Genomic DNA, 21,314 nt, shown 5'->3' with positions numbered 1-21,314 from the left:
GGGCCATGGACCCGGCCACGGAAACCACGCCCGCACAGGCCCCGACCCCCGCACAGGCCCCGACCCCAGCAACGCGGGCAACGCCCCCAGCAGCCGCAGCACCGCCCCGCGTCCACCGCGTCGTCGTGCTGGCCCTGACCGGGCTGCTCCCGTTCGAGCTCGGCATTCCACACCGGATCTTCGGCCGCGCCAAGGACCCCGCCGGCCATCCGCTGTACGAGACCGTCACCTGCTCGGTCCGGCCGGGCCCCGTCCGTACGGACGCCGACTTCACCATCACCGTCGAGCACGGCCCCGAGGTCCTGGCCACCGCCGACACCGTCGTCGTACCCGCCTCCTACGCGCTCGGCCCCGTCTACAACGAGGGCCGGCTGACCGACGAACTCGCCGGCGCGCTCGGGTACGTACGCCCCGGCACCCGCATGGTGTCCATCTGCACCGGCGGGTACGTCCTCGCCGCAGCCGGTTTCCTCGACGGCCGCCCCGCCACCACCCACTGGTCCTCGGCGGAACACTTCCAGCGGCTCTTCCCGTCCGTCCGGGTAGACGCCGACGTCCTGTTCATCGACGACGGGGACGTGCTCACCTCCGCGGGCGTCGCCGCCGGCCTCGACCTGTGCCTGCACATCGTGCGGCGCGACCACGGTACGGCCGTCGCCAACGAGGTCGCGCGCCGTACGGTCGTACCGCCTCACCGGGACGGCGGGCAGGCCCAGTACATCCAGCGCCCCGTCCCCGAGCCTCAGTGGGCGACCACCACCGCGGCCCGCGCGTGGGCGCTGGGCCGGCTGAACGAGCCGATCCAGCTGCGCGACATGGCCGAGCAGGAGTCGATGAGCGTACGGACGTTCACGCGCCGCTTCCGCGAGGAGGTCGGCGTCAGCCCCGGCCAGTGGCTGGTGCAGCAGCGCGTCGAACGCGCCCGGCATCTGCTGGAGTCCAGCGACCTGTCCGTGGACCAGGTGGCGCGAGACGCGGGCTTCGGCACCGCCCAGTCGATGCGCCAGCACCTACAGGCGGTGCTCGGCGTCCCGCCGACCGTCTACCGACGCACGTTCCGCAGCGGAAACGGGCCTCGGGGAACAACGGAACTCAGGGCCTGAGACCGTGTCCTAAGTGAGTCCGGAACTGCGGGCAAGCATCAGTGCCGAGTCCGTGTGGAGCGTGATGCGCACCGGTGTGAAGGTGGTGGCGTCCATCGGCGGCTCCCCCGTGCCGGGATTGCGGTCGTAGCGTGGATGGGCGCCTCCGCTGATCTGCCAGCGTATGCGGTGACCGACGGCGAAGCGGTGGGCGGTGGAGCTCATCGGCACGTTGACCTGCGAGGGCACCTGCCCAGCCGCCCTCAGTCGGCCCAGCCCGTCACAGATGTTGACGGAGCGGCCTTGTGTGTCCACGTCGCACAGGCGGGTGAAAACGTCGGCGTGGCCGGTGTCCGTGGAGATGCTCAGCCGCGCGGAGACCGGGCCGAGGATGTCCACGGGCTCGGTCAGCGGGGGGCCGGTGAACGTCAGTACGTCGTCCCGGGCCTCCAGGACACTGTTGTCGCGAGGGCCGGCGGTGAGAGAGAGCAGAGGGCCGCCAAGGGACGGGGTGGGGTCGGCCGGGTCATAGCGGAACGACGTCAGTGGTGCCGAGTCCAGGGGAGCCTGCTGGGTGAGATGCCCCTGCGGGGTGGGAAACCACGAGGTGACGGCCGGGGCCGGCGGCCAGTCGTCGCGGTCCCGCCAACCGCCGTCCTCGCCGCCGACGTGTACGCGCACCCTGGTGGGACGGAGGCCGGAGGGGTCGGCGTACAGGTGCGCGCGCAGCCAGGCGAGGCTCTCGGCGAACACCTCGGGCCATCCCCGCTGCAGCGCGGAGGTGTGGGTCCAGGGGCCGACGAGCAACGCGGTCTCGCACCCGGCCTGACGCAGCCGGCCGTACTGCTCGAAAGTCTGGTCGACCAGCGCGTCGTGCCATCCGGTGGCCGAAGCCCGCTACCTCGCCGCTGTCGCCGCGGACGGCCACCACCCGGAACTCGCCGAAGCCCTCTCCGCCCCCGGACGCCCCCTCACCCCCGAAGCCACCTTCACCCGGTTCCTCAACCGCCTGATCGACGGCCTCGACACCGACTGACACCGCCGGTGTCAGAAGGTCAAGGTGGCAGAAGGTCAAGGTGTCAGAAGGTCAGGACGCCGCGGGCCACTCGGCCCTGGTGGGCGTCGGTTGCCGCCCTGTCGAAGTCCTCCACCGGGTAGGTCTTCGTGACCAGTTCGTCGAGCAGCAGCCGGCCCTCCCGGTACAGCTCCGCGTAGAGCGCGATGTCCCGCTGCGGGCGGGCGGAGCCGTACCTGCATCCCAGGATGGACTTGTCCAGGTACATCGACGAGACCAGGAACGACGCCTCCGCCGTCGCGGCCGGGACGCCGAGCAGGATCGCCTGGCCGTGCCGGTCCAGCAGGTCGATCGCCCGGCGGATCAGCTGTACGTTCCCGACGCACTCGAACGCGTGGTCGGCGCCGGTCGGCAGGATCTCCCCGACCCCCTCGGTCGACGCGAGGAAGTGCGTCGCGCCGAACTGCCGGGCCAGCGCCTCCTTCGCCGGGTTCGCGTCGACGGCGACGATCTTCAGCGCGCCCGCGATCCGCGCGCCCTGGATGACGTTGAGGCCGATGCCGCCGGTGCCGATGACGAGGACCGTGTCGCCGCGGTCGACCCGTGCGCGGTTCAGTACGGCGCCCACTCCCGTCAGCACACCGCAGCCGATCAGCGCGGCGGCCGTCAGCGGAATGTCCTCGGGGATCTTCACCGCCTGGACGGCCTTGACCAGCGTGCGCTCGGCGAACGCGGAGTTCGACGCGAACTGGAACAGCGGCTCCCCGCCCCGCGAGAACGGCTGCCCGGGCATCCCGATCGCCTTGCGGCACATCGTCGGCCGCCCCCGGTCGCACTGCGCGCACGCGCCGCAGTTGGCCAGCGTCGACAGCGACACATGGTCGCCGGGCACGACGTGGGTGACTCCGGGGCCGACCGCCGCCACGACACCCGCGCCCTCGTGGCCGAGGACGACCGGCACCGGGAAGGGGATCGTCCCGTCGATGACGGACAGATCGCTGTGGCACAGCCCGGCCGCGGCCACCTCGACCAGCACCTCGCCGGGGCCGGGGTCCCGTATCTCCAGGTCGTCGACCACCTGGGGCTGCTTGCCGTCGTAGACGACGCCTCTCATCGCGACTCCTCGGACTCTCGGGGCGGGTCCAGCACCCGCCCGCGTACGTGCCCCCACTCCCGTGTGGGGCCCCAGGGCCTGTCGTTTGGATCTTGCCGGGCTCGCGGGGTCTGGTGCCGCACCTCTCCCCCGTAGCCCTTCGGGCACGGGAGGTACCCCCAGCGTTGTCGTCAGTCGCCAGGGCTCCGCCATGGCTCTCCCCCAGCCTTCGGCCGGGAGGTGCCCCCATCCTCCGCCTTGCGATGCACGGCACCAGACCCCGCTCCCTGATCCGGCCTGATCCAAACGACAGGCCCTACGCGTTCGGGCGGTCCTTCTTCGCCGCCGCGGCCGCCATCGCCTCCAGTTGGGCCAGCATCGGCATCGGGTCGGTGCCGACCGTGCCCGGCAGGAAGTCCGCGATCCGCTCCGGCGTCCACGCGCCGTCGGCGTATCCCGCCCGCAGTTCACGCGGCTGCGCCCATACGGCGATCTTGGGGCCGGCGATCGTGTAGACCTGGCCGGTGATCTTCTCGTCCCGGGCGTCCCTGGCCCGGTCGCTGAGCAGGTAGACGACGAGCGCCGCGACATCCTCGGGCTCGCCGATCTCCTTGAGTTCCATGGGGACGTTGGCGGACATCCGGGTACGGGCCACCGGCGCGACCGCGTTCGCCGTCACCCCGTACTTGTGGAGGCCGAGTGCCGCGCTGCGGACCAGCGAGATGATTCCGCCCTTCGCGGCACTGTAGTTGGCCTGGGCGACGCTCCCCTGGTGGTTGCCGCTGGTGAAGCCGATCAAGGTGCCGCCGCCCTGCTTGCGCATCACCGCCGAGGCGGCGCGGAAGACCGTGAACGTGCCCTTCAGATGGGTGGCGACGACCGGGTCCCACTCCTCCTCGGACATGTTGAAGAGCATCCGTTCGCGCAGGATCCCGGCCACGCAGACGACGCCGTCGATCCTCCCGTACCGCGCGAGGGCCGTGTCGACGATGCGCTGACCGCCCGCCATCGTCGAGATGTCGTCGGCGACGGCGACCGCCTCGCCGCCCGCCGCCTCGATCTCCTTGACCACCGACTGGGCGATCTCGCTCGTCGGTTCACCGCCCTCGACCGAGACGCCGTAGTCGTTCACGACGACCCGCGCCCCCTCGGCCGCCGCGGCGAGCGCGACCGCCCGGCCGATGCCCCGGCCCGCTCCGGTGACGGCGATGACCTTGCCTGCCAAGAAGTTCCCCACGCCTGGCCCCTTCCCGCTCTTTCTGACGGTCCGTTAGATTTTATGGGCCATCAGGAGTCCGAGCACAAGCCCCAGGAGGCGTCATGTCACTGCCGGCCGAGTTCCACGACATCGCCAAGCGCGTGAACAACTGGGGCCGCTGGGGCGCCGACGACGAGATCGGCACGCTCAACCTGATCACGGACCAGGTGGCCAGGGAGGCCGCCTCGGCCGTCGTCACCGGGCGCCGGATCCCGCTCGCGCTGCCCCTCCACCAGGACGGTGTCCAGACCGGGGTGATCCCGGGCCGGATCAACCCGCTGCACTCCATGGTGCAGATCAACCAGGAACTGTTCGGCCCCGGCACGGTCGCGTGCAGCGACGACGCCGTGACGATGGGGCTCCAGGCCGCCACCCACTGGGACGCCCTCACCCATGTCTCGCACTCGGGGAAGATCTACAACGGCCGCCCCGCCGACACCATCACCCCCCACACCCGCGCGCGGTTCAGCGGCATCGACAAGGCGCGGCACATCGTCTCGCGCGGCGTACTGCTGGACGTGGCCCGCGCGCACGGGGCCGACCGGCTCGCCGGGGACCACGCCGTGACCCCGGAGGACCTGTCGGCGGCGGAGGAACTGGCCGGCACCACCGTGCGGACGGGCGACATCGTGCTCGTACGCACCGGGCAGATCCAGCTGTACCTGGCGGGCGACAAGCACGGGTACGGATATCCGTCCCCCGGGCTGTCGGTCCGTACGCCGGAGTGGTTCCACGCGCGGGACGTCGCGGCCGTCGCCAACGACACGCTCACCTTCGAGATCTTCCCGCCGGAGATCGAGAACCTGTGGCTGCCGGTGCACGCGCTGCACCTGGTCGAGATGGGCATGCTGCAGGGCCAGAACTGGAATCTCGAAAAGTTGTCCACAGCCTGTGCGGAAGAAGGGCGCTACAGCTTCCTGCTCGCGGCGATGCCCGAGCCGTTCGTCGGCGGGGTGGGCACCCCGGTCGCACCGGTCGCCGTGCTCTGACCCGCTGAACCAGGACCCGCTGAACCAGGACCCGTTGAACCAGGACCCGTTGAACCAGGACGGCGGATGGCGGCGCGCGTTCGTGCGCACCCCGAGCACCGCACGGCGGGCCGCCATCCGACTGACCGCGACCCGTACTCGCCGAGGAGGAAGGATTCCCTCGGCGTCCCCTCGCGACGAATCACTCATCCAAGGGTGATCACACAGCCACCTTCCGTCAACACCTCGTTAACGGAGTGCGGGTCACGCGAGGTTGCTCACGGCGCACGACGGCTCACATGCCCCGGCCCCGTACGCCCCCTCCGCCCCCGTCGCCCCACCGCGGTCGACCTCGCACCAGATGCGTTTGCCCAGGCCCTCCGGCTGCCAGCCCCAGCGGTCCGCGAGCCCGTCGACCAGCTCCAGTCCGCGGCCGTTGGTGTCGTCGCCCTCCGCGTGCCGCGGCGTGGGCGGACAGGAGCTGATGTCCGCGACCTCCACCCGGACCGTGCCGGCGGCCTCGGCACCGGGCCCGGCGTCCGCGGAGCCGAAGAGCATGCGCAGGACCGCCGGACAGCCGGTATGCACCACGGCGTTGGTGACCAGCTCCGAGATGAGCAGGATCAGCGTCTCGGCCAGTGGCTCGTCGTCCCCTATGCCGGACCCGGCGAGCCGCGAGCGTGCCCACCTGCGGGCCCGCCCCACCTCCGCGGGATCCGCTCCGACCTCCAGCTGAACCTGAAGCACCTGCACCGCTCACACCATCCGAACCGGCGGACACATCGCCTCGCGCCTACGCGGGGTCACGGAACGTGAGCCCCTTACGAGACAGCATGGTTGACGTACAGTCACCACAACAAGCGCTTCGGGCATATTCCAGCGCGAAGGAGTATGCGTGGTGCATACTGTGCGACGCACACTGCGGGGAGTCGAACAGGGGCGCGCTCCGCGCCTCCATGCACGGCGAGCGGCGCGCGTTCGCCGGTCCGGGGCCGCCGCACTGGCAACTCCGGGACAGTCGCGCCTCACCACCACTCGCACCCCACGGAGCGTACCGGAGCACTGCCCCGACTCCTGCTCGTGACGAGTCGTGCGAAGGACACAACCCGGTATCGACGGACCGTAGCCGCCGTCCGCTTCCCGGTTCACAGGGCCGCGGCGAGCAACTCCTCCGCCTCCTGCGCCGTCTGCCACTCCCCCGCCCGCACCCAGGCCCGCTTCAGATGCAGATGGATGTCCGCCTCCCAGGTGAACCCCATCCCGCCGTGGACCTGCAGGCAGTCACGCGCGTTGTGCACGGCCGCCTCGTCCGCGAGCAGCTTCGCGGCGGCGATGTCGGTGGCCGCCCCGGTGACCGCGCCCGCGTACACGGCGGTACGCGCCAGCTCGGCCCGTACCAGCATCTCCGCGCACAGGTGCTTGACGGCCTGGAAGCCGCCGATGGGCCGGCCGAACTGCTCGCGCTCCCGCGCGTACCGCACGGCCATGTCCAGTGTCCGGGAGGCGCTGCCGAGCTGCTGGGCGGCCGTCAGCAGCGCGGCCTCGCGCCGCAGCCGCGCCGCGTCGGCGGCGAGCGGGCTGCCCGCCGGCGGTGCGGTACGCACCCGGTGCAGCGGAGTCAGCGGGTCCACGGACCGTACGGCTTCGGCGTCCAGGGCCGCGGCGGGTACGACGCGGACGGTGCCGGCGTCGAGGACGAGGACGCTGTCGGCGGTGTCCGCGTGCGCGACGAGCGGGGCGTCGGTCTGCGCCGTCCCGGGGGCCGCGCCCGCCGCCGTCCCCAGGTCGACGGCGGTCACCACGGCCGTCCCCTCGGCCGTGCCCTTGACCAGCCCGGCGGCCAGCTGGCCGGCGATCAGAGGACCGGGCAGCAGCACCCGCCCCGCCTCCTCGTGTACGAGTACGGCCTCGGCCAGGGTGAGGCCCGCCCCGCCGTCGCTCTCGGCCAGCCGCAGCGAGAAGAACCCGGCCTCGCCGAGGGCGGCCCAGATGTTCCGGAGGCCGGCGGTCGGGGAGTCCACCGCCGCGCGCAGCGCCTCGCGGTCGAAGCGGGCCGCCAGCAGCTCCCGTACCCCCTGGCGCACGTGCCTCTGATCGTCGGTGAGCTGGAAGCGCACGCGGGTCACCCGCCCTTCGGGAGGCCGAGGATGCGCTCGGCGACGATGTTCCGCTGGATCTGGGAGGTGCCCGCCGCGATCGTGTACGACAGGGAGGAGAGCCGGTCAAGTGTCCACGCGTGGCCGGCGTCGAGCGAGGCGGCGCCCAGCACCTCCGCCGCCGTGTCGTACAGCTCCTGCCGGGCGTGCGAGTACCGCAGCTTGAAGACCGAGCCGCCGGCGCCGGGCACGCCACCCGTCCTCTCCGACTCGCTGACGTTCCACTGGATGAGCCGCCACAGCGCCGCGAACTCGGCATGCAGCCGGCCCAGCTTCCGGCGCAGTACAGCGTCGTCCCACCGGCCGTTCTCCCGTGCCAGCGAGGCGAGTTGGCCGAGTGTCCGACGGCAGGCCACCACCTCGCCGACGAAGGCCGTGCCCCGCTCGAAGGACAGGGTGACCATGGTGACGCGCCATCCGTCGTTCTCCGCGCCGACCCGGTTGGCCACCGGTATCCGTACCTCGTCGAGGAAGAGCTCGGCGAACTCGGTGGAGCCCGCGAGCGTGCGCAGCGGCCTGATCGTCACCCCCGGCGCGTCCATCGGCATCGCGAGCCAGCTGATCCCGCGGTGCTTGGGCGCCGCCGGGTCGGTACGCACCAGCAGCTCGCACCAGTCGGCCACCTCGGCGTGCGAGGTCCAGATCTTGGCGCCGCTGACGATGTACGCGTCGCCGTCCCGCACCGCCCGCGTGCGCAGCGCGGCCAGGTCGGAACCGGCGTCCGGCTCGCTGAACCCCTGGCACCACACCTCCTCGCCGCGCAGCACGGGCGGCAGCCAGCGTGCCCGCTGTCCGGCCGTCCCCTCGGCGGCGATGGTCGGCCCGGCGTGCAGCAGCCCCACGAAGTTCGCGCCGACGTAGGGCGCCCCGGCCCGCTCGGTCTCCTCCAGGAAGATCAGGTGCCGGGTGGGGGTCGCGCCCCGGCCGCCCACCTCGACCGGCCAGTGCAGTCCCGCGTACCCGGCGTCGTACAGCCTGCGCTGCCAGCCGAGGTCGTACGCCCGCCGGCCCGGCCAGTCGTCGGGCGAGGGCTTCGGCGGCAGCGTCGGCAGGACGTCCGCGAGCCACTCCCGCAGCCGAGCCCGGAAGTCCTCCTCTTCCTCCGTGTACGTGAGGTCCATCAGCGGTCCAGGTCCAGGCTGAGCATGCGGATCGCGTTGCCGCGCATCAGCTTGTAGACGGTCTCGGCGTCGAGTCCCTTGACGTGGTCGAGGGCGACTTCCTTGGTGTGCGGGAAGGTCGAGTCGACGTGCGGATAGTCGGTCTCGAAGGTCGCGTTGTCGCGGCCGACGACATCCAGCGAGGCAACGCCGTGCTTGTCCCGGAAGAAGCAGCAGAAGATCTGCCGGTAGTAGTACGTGGACGGCGGCTCGGGGATCAGGTCGCGCACCCCGCCCCACGCCCGGTGCTCCTCCCACACGTCGTCGGCGCGTTCCAGGGCGTACGGAATCCAGCCCATCTGCCCCTCGCTGTAGGCCAGTCTGAGCCGGGGGAACTTCACCAGAACCCCGCTGAACAGGAAGTCCATCATCGAGGCCATGGCGTTGTTGAACGACAGCGCCGCCTGCACGGCGGGCGGGGCGTCCGGGGACGCGGCCGGCATCTGCGAGGACGACCCGATGTGCATGTTGACGACCGTGTCCGTCTCCTGGCAGACCGCGAAGAAGGGGTCCCAGTAGCCGGAGTGGATGGACGGCAGCCCCAGGTAGGTGGGGATCTCGCTGAAGGTCACGGCCTTCACGCCGCGCGCGGCGTTCCGCCTGATCTCGGCGACGGCGAGGCCGATGTCCCAGAGCGGGATGATGCAGAGCGGGATCAGCCGGCCGCCGCTGTCGCCGCACCACTCCTCCACCATCCAGTCGTTGTACGCGCGGACGCAGGCGAGGGCGACCTCCTTGTCGTGGGCCTCGGCGAAGGTCTGGCCGCAGAAGCGCGGGAAGGTCGGGAAGCACAGGGACGCCTCGACATGGTTGAGGTCCATGTCCTTCAGCCGCTCGGCCGGGTCCCAGCAGCCGCGCCGCATCTCCGCGCGGGTGATCCCCTCCAGGGTCATGTCGTCGCGGTCGAAGCCGACGGCCGCGATGTTGCGCTTGTACGGGAACTTGAGGTCCTCGTAGATCCACCAGTCGGTCGGCGGCCCGTCCGGGTCCATGGTGATGACGTACTTGCCGCCGGTGTACGCGAGCTCCCCGATGCCGGCGGTCAGCGGCTGGGGACCGCGGTCGCGGTACTTGGCGGGCAGCCAGGTCTCGAAGAGGTGGGCGGGCTCGATCACGTGGTCGTCGACGCTGATGATCCGAGGCAGTTCCATGGGGGGTCCCCTCACCCGACTGGTCCGATGACGTGTCCGACGCATCCGATGAACCTCTGCCGATGAACCTGCCGAGTTTCTGATGGATCGTCAGAAACAGGCTAGCCCCGCACCCTCTGGACCGACAAGCGCGTGAGCCTTACGCTCTCGGCACGATCTGACAGCTCGTCAGTTGGGGAGGGTTTCCGGAATGACCGGCGGCAGCAGCGCACCCGGACTGGACCGCACCGCGACCCTGTGGGGGCTCGTCGCCCGCCGCGCCGCCCTGAGCCCCGACGCGACGGTGCTGATCCAGTCCGCCGACGACCCCGCCGACGACCGGCGGATCACCTTCGGCGAGCTGCGCGACCGCGCGGAGCGGGTGGCGGCCGGGCTGTACGCGCTCGGGGTCCGCCCCGGCAGCGTCGTCGCCTGGCAGCTGCCCACCCGGATCGAGACCGTGCTGCTGTCGGTCGCCCTGGCCCGGCTCGGCGCGGTGCAGTCGCCGGTCATCCCCTTCTACCGGGACCGTGAAGTGGGGTTCGCGCTGCGGGAGTCCGGCGCGCGGTTCTTCGCCGTACCGGGCGAGTGGCGCGGCTTCGACCACGCGGCCATGGCGCACCGCCTCGCGTCGGCGCTGCCGCACCCCCCGGTCGTACTGGAGACGTACGAGAACCTGCCGGACGCGGACCCCGCCGTCCTGCCGCCACCGCCCGCCGAAGGCACCTCGGTCCGCTGGATCTACTGGACCTCCGGCACCACCTCCGACCCCAAGGGCGTCCTGCACACCGACCGCAGCCTGATCGCGGGCGGGTCGTGCCTGGCCCACGCGCTGCGGCTCGGCCCGGACGACGTCGGCTCGATCGCGTTCCCCTTCGCGCACATCGGCGGCCCGGACTATCTGGTGACGCTGCTGCTGTACGGCTTCCCGGCCGTCCTCTTCGAGAAGTTCGCCCTGCCGGACGCGCTCGACGGCTACCGCAGGCACGGGGTGACGACGGCCGGGGGCAGTACCGCCTTCTATGCGATGTTCCTGGCCGAGCAGCGCAAGGCGCCCGGCCGGAAGCTCATCCCCAGCCTGCGGCTGCTGGCGGGCGGGGGTGCCCCCAAACCGCCCGAGATCTACCACGCCGTCGTACGGGAGATGGGCGTCCAGCTCACCCACGGCTACGGCATGACCGAGGTACCGATGATCACCATGGGCGCGCCGGACGACACCGCGGAGAACCTCGCGACGACCGAGGGCAGGCCACCGGCCGGGATGGAGATCCGTATCACGGACGAGGAGGGGAAACCGCTGCCCGTCGGCACGGACGGCGAGGTGCGGCTGCGCGGCGAGGCGGTCTGCCGGGGCTATCTGAACGCCGCCGGGGACCCGGACCGGAACGCCGGGGTCTTCGACGCCGACGGCTTCCTCGTCACCGGGGACGTCGGCCATCTCACGGCGAGCGGCCATCTCGTCCTCACCGGGCGGCTGAAGGACGTCATCATCCGCAAGGGGGAGAACATCTCGGCCAAGGAGATCGAGGACCTGCTCCACCGGCACCCGGCGGTCGGCGATGTGGCGGTGATCGGCCTGCCCGACCAGGCCCGCGGCGAGCGGGTGTGCGCGGTGGTCGAACAGCCCGCCGGGGCGGGGGCGCTGACCCTGGAATCGGTGACGTCCTACCTGCGGGCCGAGGGCCTGTCCGTGCACAAGCTGCCGGAGCAGCTGGAGCTGGTCGAGGCCCTCCCCCGTAACGACACCCTGCGCAAGGTCCTCAAGTACAAACTGCGCGAACGGTACTCCTGAGAGCGGCACTCCCGAGGTACTCCCGGGGTACTCCCGGGGTACTCCCCGGGCAGTCCGCCCGGGGATTATCCGGGAAGCGTCAGGCGTCCGGCTCGGCCGTCGTGTAGTAGGCCGCGAACGACGTCATGATCTCGTCCTCGCCGATCCTGCCGTCACCGTCCGCGTCGAGTGCCCGCGCGGCCCGCTCGGCCACCTCGGCGTCGATCCCCAGCACCCGCATCACCCGCGCGGCGTTCTGCGGGGTCACGCCGCCGCCGTCCTCGTCCGCGACGGCGATCACGGCGTGCAGGAACGGGCGCGCGATCTCCGCGAAGCGCCGCGAGTTGTCGCGCAGCCGCTTCACGGCCCCGGTGACGAACTCCTCGCGCGTGACCCGCTGGTCGCCGTCCACGTCGGCGATGCCGGCCATGCCCTGCCAGAAGGCCTCCGCACCGATGAAGACCGCCTGGCCCTTGTCGCTGCGGGCCGCGGTGCCGAACTCGGCGAGTACAGCCTTCGCCGCCGCGCTGAAGTCCTGGCGGTCGATGGAGCCGCTGCCGTCCTGGTCGAAGCTGGTGAATCGAGCGGCGATCTTGCGCTCGTACTCTGCGCTGTCCATATCCGGCTTTCCGCCTCACGTCTCAGGTGGGGTGCAGTCTGTGCAGACTCTTGCGATGAGACGGAGCGTAAGCCCTGCGTGGCCGGGAAGTTAAGGAAAGCGGGCAAGGCGTGGATCAACTGCGACGATCAACGGCCTCAGCCGGCCAGCCGACCCAGCGACAGCGGCTCGGCCTCCTCGTCCACCGCCGAGTCGACGTCCGGATACACGTCGAAGAGCCGGCGTACACCGAGCGCGGCCAGCACACGGTTCACATGGGAGCCCTCGACCTCGCCCCGGGCGGGTAGTATCAGCCGCAGCCGGCCCTGACACGAGCGCATCAGTCGACGCGTCGCGATCAGTACGCCGATGCCGCTGGAGTCGCAGAACACCACCCCGGAGAGGTCCAGCACCACTGCGCGGCGGCCCTCGGCCACCGCGTCGTGCACGCATCTGCGGACCTCGGGTGAGGTCACCAGGTCCAGTTCACCGGAGATGCTCAGTACGGCCCAGCCTCCCCGGTCCCCCTCGATCACCTTGAGCAGCGACACGTGCACACCTCTCGCCGTCGGATCCGGAATGGAATCCGGAACAGATCCGGAATCAGTCGTTCCCTGGCGGCTGCCCCGCTGTACGCACCTGAAACGCGGCGTGATGTGCACCATTCCGGCGCGCCCCCGGAGCGCGCATTGAGGCAAAGGGGAGTGCACCGAGGCCCATGGCCACTACATTCGAGGGGTCGACACAGGGCTGGGGGCCGTATGCCGAAGGACACACCACCCCGCTGGGACCGCCGGATGCAGCAGCGGCTCGCACGCGGCGAGGCGGCGGCTCTCGGGGAGTTGTACGACCGGTTCGCCTCGCTCGTGCACAGCCTCGCCCACCGGGTGCTGGGCGACGAGAAGGCGGCCGACCGGATCACCCGCGAGGTCTTCGGCTACATCTGGGAGAACCCGGACGCGTACGACCCCAAGCAGGGTTCCATGCGCTCCTGGGTGGCCAAGCTCACCCACCGGCAGGCGGTGAACCGGCTGCGGCAGACCGAGGCGGCCTCCCTCGCGGAGGGCGACGGCTCACCGGAGGAACTGGAGCGAAAGGTGCGCAACGCCTCCGCCGCCGCCCGCGCCGACTACATCGTCACCTCCATGCCCGCGCCGCTGCGGGCCGCGCTGGAGCTCGCGTACTTCCAGCGCCGGGACTACCGGCAGGCCGCGGCGGATCTCGGCGTCACCGAGGACGAGGCGCGCAGGCGCCTGCGCCTCGGACTGCAACTGCTCTCGACGGCCAACACCCGGCCGGTCGAAGGAACATCACCGCCCGGATACGGACACGCACTGTGAACGGGCCCGCCCACGGAGAGCCGGACCCCGACGACATGGACGGCATGGACGACCCCGACGGCACGAACGGCACGGACGGCATGAACGGCATGGACGACAGGCAGCCGCGCATACCGGGCCCGCGGCAGGCGGCCGACAACCTCGACCTGCCCCCGGAACCGCGACCCGCACCGCTGTCCCACCAGGTACTGAAGTCGCTGCTCGGTGCCTGGGCCCTGTCCGCCTGCTCCGCCGAGGAGACCGCCGCCGTCGAGAACCACCTGACCGAATGCGCCCCGTGCGCGGAAGAGGCGCTGCGGCTCCGCGACGCGGTGGGGCTGCTGCACACCGAGGAGAGCCTCGATCTCGACCCGCTGCTGCGGTCGCGGGTCCTGGAGGGCTGCCTCGGCCGCAGACCGGCGCGTATCCCGGTGCCGGTCTGGGCCGCTCCGTACGACGCGGAGACGGCGCGGCTCGACGCCCTGCTGCGCGACATCGGCGACTCCGAGTGGCACGCGCCGGTACGGCTCAAGTGGTTCGAGGGCGAGCGGCAGGTCACCCGCAAGACGACGGTCGCCGGCGTCATCGGGCACCTGATGACCGTGGACGGCCTGGTCGCCACCGCACTCGGCCTCGACGACCCGCTCGGCGCCGACGTGCCGGACGCGCTCGGCACACCGGGTGCGCGCACCGAGGCGTACTGGCGGTCGTCCCACTACCCGCCGACCCGCAGAGTCCGCGAGCCGTGGCGTGAGCAGGGCCACACACTGATCCGTACGGTCTCCTTCGCGGGCCGGGGTGTGGCCGAACTCTCCGTCCCGTACGGGCCCGTCGCGCTGCCACTGCGGGACTCGTTCCTGGACCGCGCCTTCGAGTGCTGGGTGCACGCGGGAGACATCGCGGAGGCGGTGGACTATCCCTACGACCCGCCGGCCGGGGCGCACCTCAACCGCATGATCGACCTCGCCGCCCGGCTGCTCCCGGGCGCACTCGCCGAGCGCCGCAGGGCCGGACTCGCCGCGCCCGCGCGGCACCTGGTGGCGGCGGGCTCCCCCGGCCGGACCCTCCACCTGGAGGTCGAGGGCTCGGGCGGCGGCAACTGGTACATCGCCCTGGACTCCCCGGCGGCGGCCGCGTCGCCCGAGCACACGGTGGCCCAGATCGCGCTGGAAAGCGTCGAGTTCTGCCAGCTGGCCGCGGGCCACATCTCCCCGGAGGACACGGCGGCGGGCCAGCAGGGTGACCGCGAGGCCATCCGCGACGTCCTGTTCGCGGCGGCCTCGCTGTCGAGGCTGTGAGGCGGAGGGGCCGGGGGACGGGGGGCTGGGGGCGGTAGGCGGCGGGCTGCCGTGGCTACGCGAAGAGGCCGCCGTAGCTACGCGAAGACGACCGTACGGCGGCCGTTGAGCAGCACGCGGTGTTCGCTGTGCCACTTCACCGCGCGCGCCAGCGCCTGGCACTCCACGTCGCGGCCGACCGCCACCAGCTGTTCCGGGGTCACCTCGTGCCCCACACGCTCGACCTCCTGCTCGATGATCGGGCCCTCGTCGAGGTCGGCCGTCACATAGTGCGCCGTCGCGCCGATCAGCTTCACGCCGCGCGCGTGCGCCTGGTGGTACGGCTTCGCCCCCTTGAAGCTCGGCAGGAAGGAGTGGTGGATGTTGATGATCTTGCCGCTCAGCTGCTTGCACAGGTCGTCGGAGAGGACCTGCATATAGCGGGCGAGGACGACCAGCTCGACGTTCTCGGCGCGGATCAGCTCCAGCAGCCGCGCCTCGGCCGCCGGCTTGGTGTCCTTGGTCACCGGGATGTGGTGGAAGGGGATGCCGTACGAGCCGACGAGCTCTTCGAAGTCCGTGTGGTTGGAGACGACCGCCGCGATCTCGACCGGCAGCGCGCCGATCGACGAGCGGAAGAGCAGGTCGTTCAGGCAGTGGCCGAACTTCGAGACCATCAGCACGATGCGCATCCGCTCGGACGCATGGTGGATCTGCCAGTCCATCCGGAAGGTGTCCCCGATGGCGGCGAAGCTGGCCCGCAGCTTCGCCACGGTCACCGGCGCCTCGGCCGAGAAGTGGACCCGCATGAAGAACAGCCCGGTGTCGTGGTCGCCGAACTGCTGGCTGTCCTCGATGTTGCAGCCGGTCATGAACAGATAACTCGACACGGCGTGCACGATGCCCTGCTTGTCGGGGCAGGTCACGGTCAGGACGTACTGCTCAGGCTGCGGGTCGCTCATGAACCCAAAGGATTCCACACCCGCGGGGCGTCACGCCGACCGCGTCATGATCCGCAGGACATCCAGGGAGCGCGGCGCCACGTCCGGGTCCTCGCCGTCGCTCGTCGCGAGGCACACGTGGGCGTCGCGGGCCGCCCGTACCGCCTCGGGCCAGGCGTGGTGTTCGAGGTACGCCGAGACCGGGGCGTCCGCCCCGACCTGGTGCATGATGCGCAGCACACGCAGGACGGCGGTGTCGACGAGGGCCGCCTCCTGGGAGTCGCGGAAGATCGTCCCGACGTACTTCTCGGCGGACCAGTTGTCGAGCCAGGTGTCCTCGACCAGCCGGTAGACGGCGTCGGTGACGTCCCCGAAGCCGTCGAGGCCGGCCAGCCAGCACTCCTGCTGGAAGACGGGGTCGGAGAGCATGTGCAGCGCCGAGCGCACATTGCTGCGCCAGCGCCACCACGGCATGTCGTTGAGCGGCATGCCGCCCATGGTGGGGGAGCGACGGCCGCGACGGGAAGAGTTCTCCGAACCTTGCACGGTCACCGATCGTACGTTCCCGGTCCGCAGGGGCGTGCGCACCCCCGTAATTCATCTTCACGTCACCGAACGTTGAGCAAAGCTCACTCGGGTGTTACCCGTGGGGCGGAATTGTGCGGGGACATGACCGGTTGGCGACGTACCCTCTCCCTCCGCCCCTTCACCGCCGCGTTGATCACCGCGCTGTGCACGGCGGCCAGTGCGTCACTCATCGGGGGATGCGGTGTGCTCCCTGGGGGCTCGGGGGGCTCCAGGGAGCCCATCACCGTGATGACCTTCGCGCCGGTGGGGACGGCCGCGACGAACATGGCGGGCATGCCGGCCATGGCCGGCGCCTATGCCCGCTGGATCAACAGCCGCGGCGGCATCAACGGCCGGGAACTGAAGGTCATCACCTGCAACGAGCACAACACCCCGGTCGGCGCGGGCGACTGCGCACGGCGGGCGGTCGCCGAGGACGCGGTCGCGGTCGTCGGCTCGTACAGCCAGCACGGCCGGGCCTTCATGGCCCCGCTGGAGACGGCCGGGATCCCGTTCATCGGCGGTTACGGCGTCTCCGACGAGGAGTTCCAGAGCACGCTCTCGTACCCCGTCAACGGCGGCCAGCCGGTCCTTCTCGCGGGCAACGGGCGCCAGCTCGCCAAGGACTGCGAGCGGGTCTCGCTGGTCCGGCCCGACACCGTCGCGGGCGACACGATGCCGGTACTGCTCAACTCGGGTCTGGTGGCGGGCAAGCGGGCCGAGGCGGCCGACGTCCGGGCGGCGGAGGACGCGGGCGACTACAGCGCGAAGGCGCGCGAGGCGCTGAAGGAGGCGGGCGCGGACCCGTCCCTGCCGGGGCTGATCGGCTCCGCGGCGGCGACGGAACGGGCGTCGAACGGCTGCGTCACCGCGGTGCTCGGCGAGCGCACGGAGACCTTCTTCGACTCCTTCCGGCGGGTCCAGGAGGAGAGCCAGAAGGTACGGATCTCCTCGGTGCTCGGCAGCGTCAGCCAGGGCCTGGTGAACCGCACCGGCGGCAAGGAGGGCCCCTTCGAGGGCGCGTACGTCACCGGCTGGTACCCGGTGGCGAGCGACCCGCTGTGGGAGCCGATGCGCAAGGTGATCAGCGAGCACGCGTTCGGCGACGACCGGATCGACCCCGCCGACACCGGGATCCAGACCACGTGGATCGCGTACTCGGTGTTCACCGAGGTCGTCCGGTCCCTCGGCGAGGGGGACGTCACCGCGGCCCGGGTCGCCCAGGCGCTGGACCGCACGCCGGGGGTGGAGACGGGCGGCCTCACGCCGAAGCTGAGCTGGCGGTACGAGGACATGCGCGCGGTGCGGGGCTTCCCGCGGATCGTCAACGGCCGGGTGACGTTCCAGGTGGTCAAGGAAGGCCGCCTGGTGGCCCTGGAGAACGGCTCCCGGGACATGACGGAGACCCTGGAAAACGCCCCAGCCGCGAGCTAGCCTCGCGGCCGGCGCCCGTGGTAAGCCGAGGGCCGCGGGCCCCACGACGGCCCCGCCCGACGGCACCGGCCGGCGACCGGATGCCCGGCGCCCGGGCGCCCCCGAGCGCCGAGTCGGGCGCGCCTGAGGGCCCGAGCGCCCCGGCGGCCGGGGCCCAGCCGGCCGCACTGGGCGGGCCGAGCGCCCCGCGGCCCGGCTGCCTGGCGGGTTGAGCGTGCGGCGGTCGATCGCCAGGGGGGCCGGATGCCGGCGGCCGAGCGCCGAGCGGGGCGCGTCTGGCGCCGAGCGGGAGGTCCCTGGCGGGGCGAGCGGGCCGGGGGTGGGTTACAGCTGGGTTTTGTCGCGCTTTGTCAGGCCGTGCTGGCCCGCGATCGCGTTCCACAGGCCCGCCGCCTCCTGCTTGGCCTGGGTGGCTTCGCCGCTGGCCCGGTTGCCCGCGCCCGTCTGGGCGGTCTGGCGGGCCCGGCCGTCCTTGCAGCCCTTCTTGCCGGCGACCTGGTCGGCCCAGGCGGCGTAGTGGTTGTCCGCCGCGGCGGACGACTTCCACGCCTGGGTGAGGGAGGCCGACAGCCGCGCGTGCTCCGGCAGCTTGTCCACGGGCAGCTCCCGCAGGCGCGTCACCAGGTTCTCGCGCTGCGTGGCGGCGTCGCGCAGATCGGTCGCGGCCTGGCCGAGGTTGGCGCACTTCTTGATGTTCTCGACCGAACGGATCACCGCGGCCCGGCTGTTGTTGCTGTCCGCGAGCAGCTTGTCCAGCCCCTCGGCCTGCGCCTTGGCCGGGTCGGCGGCCGGCTCGGCGTTCCCGGGCGCGGGCGACGAGTCCGCGGTGACGGCCGTCGTATCGTCCTGCCCCTTGCCGTCCTCGCCTCCGGCACTCATCAGCGCGCCGACGCCGAGGCCCACCACGGCGAGGGCGACGACGCCCGCGGCGGCCAGGACGGCCGGGCTCGGCCGGCGTCGGGACGCGCTGCCCCGGCCCGGCGGCGGCGACTGGGACTGTACGCGCGGCGCCTGCGGTGCCTGCGGTGCGGCGGGGCCGGGCGCGTACGGCCGCTGCGGCCGGCGCTGCTGCGGCCCGTCGAAACGGGGCATCTGCTGGGTGGAGCCCTGGTGTTCGGGTCCCGCGTCGGCCCGGAACAGGCTGTCGAACTCGGCGGGCGGCTGACGGTCCTCCGGGGCGCCCGGCCTGATCCCGTACGGAGCCCCGGCGGGCGCGGCGGGCACCGGCGGCAGGTACTGCGTGGCCTGCGCGTCCTGCCCCTGCGAGGCGGCGGGTCCGGCCGGCACGGGCGGCAGGTACTGCGTCGCCTGCGCGTCCTGCCCCGGCACCGGCGCGATGTACTGCGTCGCCTGCGCGTCCGGCACCTGCGGCGCCCATGAGCCGCCCTGGCTCTGGCCGTGGCCCGTGCCGAGGAACTGCGTGGACTCGGCGGGCCGTTCGGGCGGCAGCCCGCCCGGCGGCGCGGCGGCCACGGGCGGCAGGTACTGGGTGGCGTCCGCGCCGGTACCGGCGGGCGGCGGCAGCGGCACGGGCATTTCCGGTCCCGCGGGCGGGGCCCCCTCCGGCGGCAGCGGCTGCGACACCGGCGCCTGCTGCTGGCCCGGCCCCCACGGCTGTCCCCAGGGCTGTCCGCCCGCCGGCGCGACGTGCTCCCCGGAGACGCCGGGTATCCAGGGACCACTGCCGTCCGCGGGCAGCACGACACCCTCGTGCGCGGGCCGGGCCGCGGGATACTGCGGCTCGTTGCCCTGTCCGCTCTGCGTCACCGGGACTCCTACGTGTGTACCTACGGAACCGTCGGTTCACGCTACCGGGTCCCGCAGCCGCCCTGCCACGCACCCGAGAGCAGTCCCGAACGCAGTAACAAGAAGGATCCTCACGACGCTGATATGGGCCCCTGGGAAGCTACGCCGCGCTGATCTCCAGCCGCGCGCCGAACTCGCGGACCGCCGGCTCGTCCCGGAACGGCTCCAGGCGCTGCTGGAAGTCGTCGAGATACTCCGCGCCCCGGTTGGACCGCAGCGTACCCAGCAGTTCCACCGCCCGCGTCCCCGTGTGGCACGCCTGCTCGACCTCGCGGCGCTGGACCTGGGAGGTGGCCAGCAGCAGCAGGCCGATCGCGCGGCGCCGCGCCTTCGTCTCCGGCAGTCCGGCCAGCGCCTCCTCCGCCCGCCGGCCCGCGGCCTCCGCCTGGCCGAGATCACGGTGGCAGTGGGCGAGCTCGTCGGCGAGGTACGCCGCGTCGAAGTGGCTGATCCACCCCGGGTCGTCACCACTGGCCGGGTCCGTACGCTCCAGCGCGGCCAGCGCCCGGCCCGCCGCCGCCTGGGTGGCACGCGCGTCGCCCATCAGCGCGTGCCCGCGCGCCTCCGCCGCGAGGAACATCGCCTCCGCGCGCGGCGGCACCTGCCCCCGCGCGCCCTCCTGCGCCGCCCGCGCCAGCTGGGCGATCTCCCGCGGGTTACCGAGCTGCGCGGCGAGGTGGCTCATCGACGCGGCCAGCACATAGCCGCCGTATCCGCGGTCGCCGGCCGCCTGCGCCAGGCGCAGCGCCTGGATGTAGTACCGCTGGGCGAGCCCGGGCTGTCCGGTGTCGACCGCCATGTAGCCGGCCAGCTCGGTGAGCCGCGCCACGGCCGCGAACAGCGCCCGGCCCACCGACTCCCGGTACGAGCCGGCCAGCAGCCCGGACACCACGCTGTTGAGGTAGTGGACGACGACCGGGCGGACATGCCCGCTGCCGAACCGGTGGTCCAGCTCGACCAGCGCCTCGGTCGTGGCCCGGACCGCCTCGACGTCCGAGGGGCCGACCCGCGCGCCCGCCGACCGGGCCACCTGCGCGTCGGTGCCGGTGATCAGCCAGTCGCGGCTGGGCTCCACCAGCGCGGAGGCGGCGACGGTCGATCCGGCGAGGAAGTCGCGCCGGCCCACATCACTGCGCCACAGCTCGCAGACCTGCTCGATGGCGCCCAGCACGGTGGGCGAGAACTGCAGGCCGACTCCCGAGGCGAGGTTCTTGCCGTTGGCCATGCCGATCTCGTCGATCGTCACCGCCCGGCCCAGCTTGCGGCCGAGCGCCTCGGCGATGATCCCCGGGGCGCGGCCGCGCGGCTGCTGCCCGCGCAGCCAGCGGGCCACCGACGTCTTGTCGTACCGGAGATCGAGGCCGTGCTCCGCCCCGCACATGTTCACGCGGCGCGCCAGCCCGGCGTTGGAGCACCCGGCCTCCTGGATGAGCGCCTGCAGCCGTTCGTTCGGCTGGCGGGCGACGAGCGGCCTGGCTGCCATGACTACCCCCTGAGGCTGCAGCGATCGACGAACTGATCACTGCCCGGCGGAAATGCAAAAAATGCGGCGGATGACTGTTCTCATAGCTGTGGTCACTCTTGTCGGTATTGCCGGTGTTTCCGGATGTTCTTCCACGGTTGTGGCTACCCGTCCGCCGCTCCCCGTCCCCCTGCGCGCCCCCGGCCGTGCACCGGTGCGCCCCGCGTGCCGAACATGCGGGGCATGCAGGATCGATGCTCCCCGCACCTCGCCGGGG

The 21,314-nt window shown here is 72.2% G+C and carries 18 protein-coding genes and 2 pseudogenes; 7 read left to right on the top strand and 13 right to left on the bottom strand.

Annotated elements, in window-relative coordinates; all coding sequences use genetic code 11:
• Window positions 1-5: 5 nt before the first annotated feature.
• Window positions 6-1,103, top strand: a complete 1,098-nt coding sequence (locus ACWV17_RS20045) for a GlxA family transcriptional regulator (protein WP_455360817.1) — start codon at window positions 6-8, stop codon at window positions 1,101-1,103.
• Window positions 1,104-1,112: 9 nt separating this feature from the next.
• On the opposite strand, the pseudogene ACWV17_RS20040 reads toward ACWV17_RS20045, so the two are convergent.
• A pseudogene (locus ACWV17_RS20040) lies at window positions 1,113-1,976 on the bottom strand (CocE/NonD family hydrolase); the annotation flags it as partial.
• On the opposite strand from ACWV17_RS20040, the pseudogene ACWV17_RS20035 reads away from it, so the two are divergent.
• Window positions 1,969-2,118, top strand: a pseudogene (locus tag ACWV17_RS20035) (TetR/AcrR family transcriptional regulator); the annotation flags it as partial. The pseudogenes ACWV17_RS20040 and ACWV17_RS20035 overlap by 8 nt on opposite strands.
• Before the next feature lie 43 nt (window positions 2,119-2,161).
• Here the strand turns inward: ACWV17_RS20035 and ACWV17_RS20030 are convergent.
• The gene (locus ACWV17_RS20030) at window positions 2,162-3,211 is read right to left on the bottom strand and encodes a Zn-dependent alcohol dehydrogenase (RefSeq protein WP_455351134.1); all 1,050 of its coding nucleotides are present in this window, start codon (window positions 3,209-3,211) and stop codon (window positions 2,162-2,164) included.
• A gap of 295 nt (window positions 3,212-3,506) precedes the next feature.
• Window positions 3,507-4,427 (bottom strand): SDR family NAD(P)-dependent oxidoreductase, encoded by a 921-nt coding sequence (locus ACWV17_RS20025; protein ID WP_455360816.1) that lies wholly within the window; start codon window positions 4,425-4,427, stop codon window positions 3,507-3,509.
• A gap of 83 nt (window positions 4,428-4,510) precedes the next feature.
• Between ACWV17_RS20025 and ACWV17_RS20020 the strand changes: the two genes are divergently transcribed.
• Window positions 4,511-5,437: a cyclase family protein gene (locus tag ACWV17_RS20020; protein WP_455360815.1), complete on the top strand. Its 927-nt coding sequence runs from the start codon at window positions 4,511-4,513 to the stop codon at window positions 5,435-5,437.
• 243 nt (window positions 5,438-5,680) lie between these two features.
• Here the strand turns inward: ACWV17_RS20020 and ACWV17_RS20015 are convergent, their stop codons facing one another.
• The 4 genes from ACWV17_RS20015 to ACWV17_RS20000 all read right to left on the bottom strand — a co-directional run bounded on the left by ACWV17_RS20015 (window position 5,681) and on the right by ACWV17_RS20000 (window position 9,883).
• Window positions 5,681-6,169, bottom strand: a complete 489-nt coding sequence (locus ACWV17_RS20015) for an ATP-binding protein (RefSeq protein ID WP_455360814.1) — start codon at window positions 6,167-6,169, stop codon at window positions 5,681-5,683.
• 392 nt (window positions 6,170-6,561) lie between these two features.
• Window positions 6,562-7,533 carry an acyl-CoA dehydrogenase family protein gene (locus tag ACWV17_RS20010; protein WP_455360813.1) on the bottom strand — a complete coding sequence of 324 codons (972 nt, stop codon included), beginning with the start codon at window positions 7,531-7,533 and terminating at the stop codon, window positions 6,562-6,564.
• Window positions 7,534-7,538: 5 nt separating this feature from the next.
• A complete protein-coding gene (locus ACWV17_RS20005) occupies window positions 7,539-8,693 on the bottom strand; it encodes an acyl-CoA dehydrogenase (RefSeq protein ID WP_455360812.1) in 1,155 nt (384 codons plus the stop codon).
• Entirely contained in the window at window positions 8,693-9,883 is a 1,191-nt protein-coding gene (locus tag ACWV17_RS20000) for an amidohydrolase family protein (protein ID WP_455351129.1), read from the bottom strand. The genes ACWV17_RS20005 and ACWV17_RS20000 overlap by 1 nt, the downstream gene beginning before the upstream one ends.
• 190 nt (window positions 9,884-10,073) lie before the next feature.
• Between ACWV17_RS20000 and ACWV17_RS19995 the strand changes: the two genes are divergently transcribed.
• Window positions 10,074-11,654: an AMP-binding protein gene (locus tag ACWV17_RS19995; protein ID WP_455360811.1), complete on the top strand. Its 1,581-nt coding sequence runs from the start codon at window positions 10,074-10,076 to the stop codon at window positions 11,652-11,654.
• Window positions 11,655-11,733: 79 nt separating this feature from the next.
• On the opposite strand, the gene ACWV17_RS19990 is transcribed toward ACWV17_RS19995, so the two are convergent.
• Both ACWV17_RS19990 and ACWV17_RS19985 read right to left on the bottom strand, forming a co-directional pair.
• Window positions 11,734-12,252, bottom strand: a complete 519-nt coding sequence (locus ACWV17_RS19990; protein WP_455351127.1) for an EF-hand domain-containing protein — start codon at window positions 12,250-12,252, stop codon at window positions 11,734-11,736.
• Window positions 12,253-12,389: 137 nt separating this feature from the next.
• Entirely contained in the window at window positions 12,390-12,782 is a 393-nt protein-coding gene (locus ACWV17_RS19985) for an STAS domain-containing protein (protein ID WP_455351126.1), read from the bottom strand.
• A 210-nt stretch (window positions 12,783-12,992) separates the two neighbouring features.
• Between ACWV17_RS19985 and ACWV17_RS19980 the strand changes: the two genes are divergently transcribed.
• Both ACWV17_RS19980 and ACWV17_RS19975 read left to right on the top strand, forming a co-directional pair.
• Window positions 12,993-13,571 (top strand): sigma-70 family RNA polymerase sigma factor, encoded by a 579-nt coding sequence (locus tag ACWV17_RS19980; RefSeq protein WP_455351125.1) that lies wholly within the window; start codon window positions 12,993-12,995, stop codon window positions 13,569-13,571.
• A 44-nt stretch (window positions 13,572-13,615) separates the two neighbouring features.
• The gene (locus tag ACWV17_RS19975; RefSeq protein WP_455360866.1) at window positions 13,616-14,848 is read left to right on the top strand and encodes a zf-HC2 domain-containing protein; all 1,233 of its coding nucleotides are present in this window, start codon (window positions 13,616-13,618) and stop codon (window positions 14,846-14,848) included.
• Between the two features lie 77 nt (window positions 14,849-14,925).
• Here ACWV17_RS19975 and purU read toward each other — a convergent pair whose 3' ends face one another.
• Together purU and ACWV17_RS19965 are read right to left on the bottom strand one after the other, a co-directional pair.
• Window positions 14,926-15,789: a formyltetrahydrofolate deformylase gene (purU, locus tag ACWV17_RS19970; RefSeq protein ID WP_455351124.1), complete on the bottom strand. Its 864-nt coding sequence runs from the start codon at window positions 15,787-15,789 to the stop codon at window positions 14,926-14,928.
• 30 nt (window positions 15,790-15,819) lie between these two features.
• On the bottom strand, window positions 15,820-16,320 hold the full coding sequence (locus tag ACWV17_RS19965; RefSeq protein WP_455360810.1) for an SCO4402 family protein: 501 nt from the start codon (window positions 16,318-16,320) through the stop codon (window positions 15,820-15,822).
• 117 nt (window positions 16,321-16,437) lie between these two features.
• Here ACWV17_RS19965 and ACWV17_RS19960 point away from each other — a divergent pair, with 117 nt between their 5' ends.
• A complete protein-coding gene (locus ACWV17_RS19960; RefSeq protein WP_455360809.1) occupies window positions 16,438-17,769 on the top strand; it encodes an ABC transporter substrate-binding protein in 1,332 nt (443 codons plus the stop codon).
• A gap of 324 nt (window positions 17,770-18,093) precedes the next feature.
• On the opposite strand, the gene ACWV17_RS19955 is transcribed toward ACWV17_RS19960, so the two are convergent.
• The gene (locus tag ACWV17_RS19955) at window positions 18,094-19,536 is read right to left on the bottom strand and encodes a hypothetical protein (protein WP_455360808.1); all 1,443 of its coding nucleotides are present in this window, start codon (window positions 19,534-19,536) and stop codon (window positions 18,094-18,096) included.
• Between the two features lie 139 nt (window positions 19,537-19,675).
• Complete coding sequence (locus tag ACWV17_RS19950; RefSeq protein ID WP_455360807.1) at window positions 19,676-21,058, bottom strand: transcriptional regulator; 1,383 nt, start codon at window positions 21,056-21,058, stop codon at window positions 19,676-19,678.
• Window positions 21,059-21,314 lie beyond the last annotated feature (256 nt).

Source organism: Streptomyces mabaensis (genome assembly GCF_053763515.1).
The sequence above is the reverse complement of the archived record's forward strand: the minus strand, read 5'-3'. Positions and strand labels throughout refer to the sequence as shown.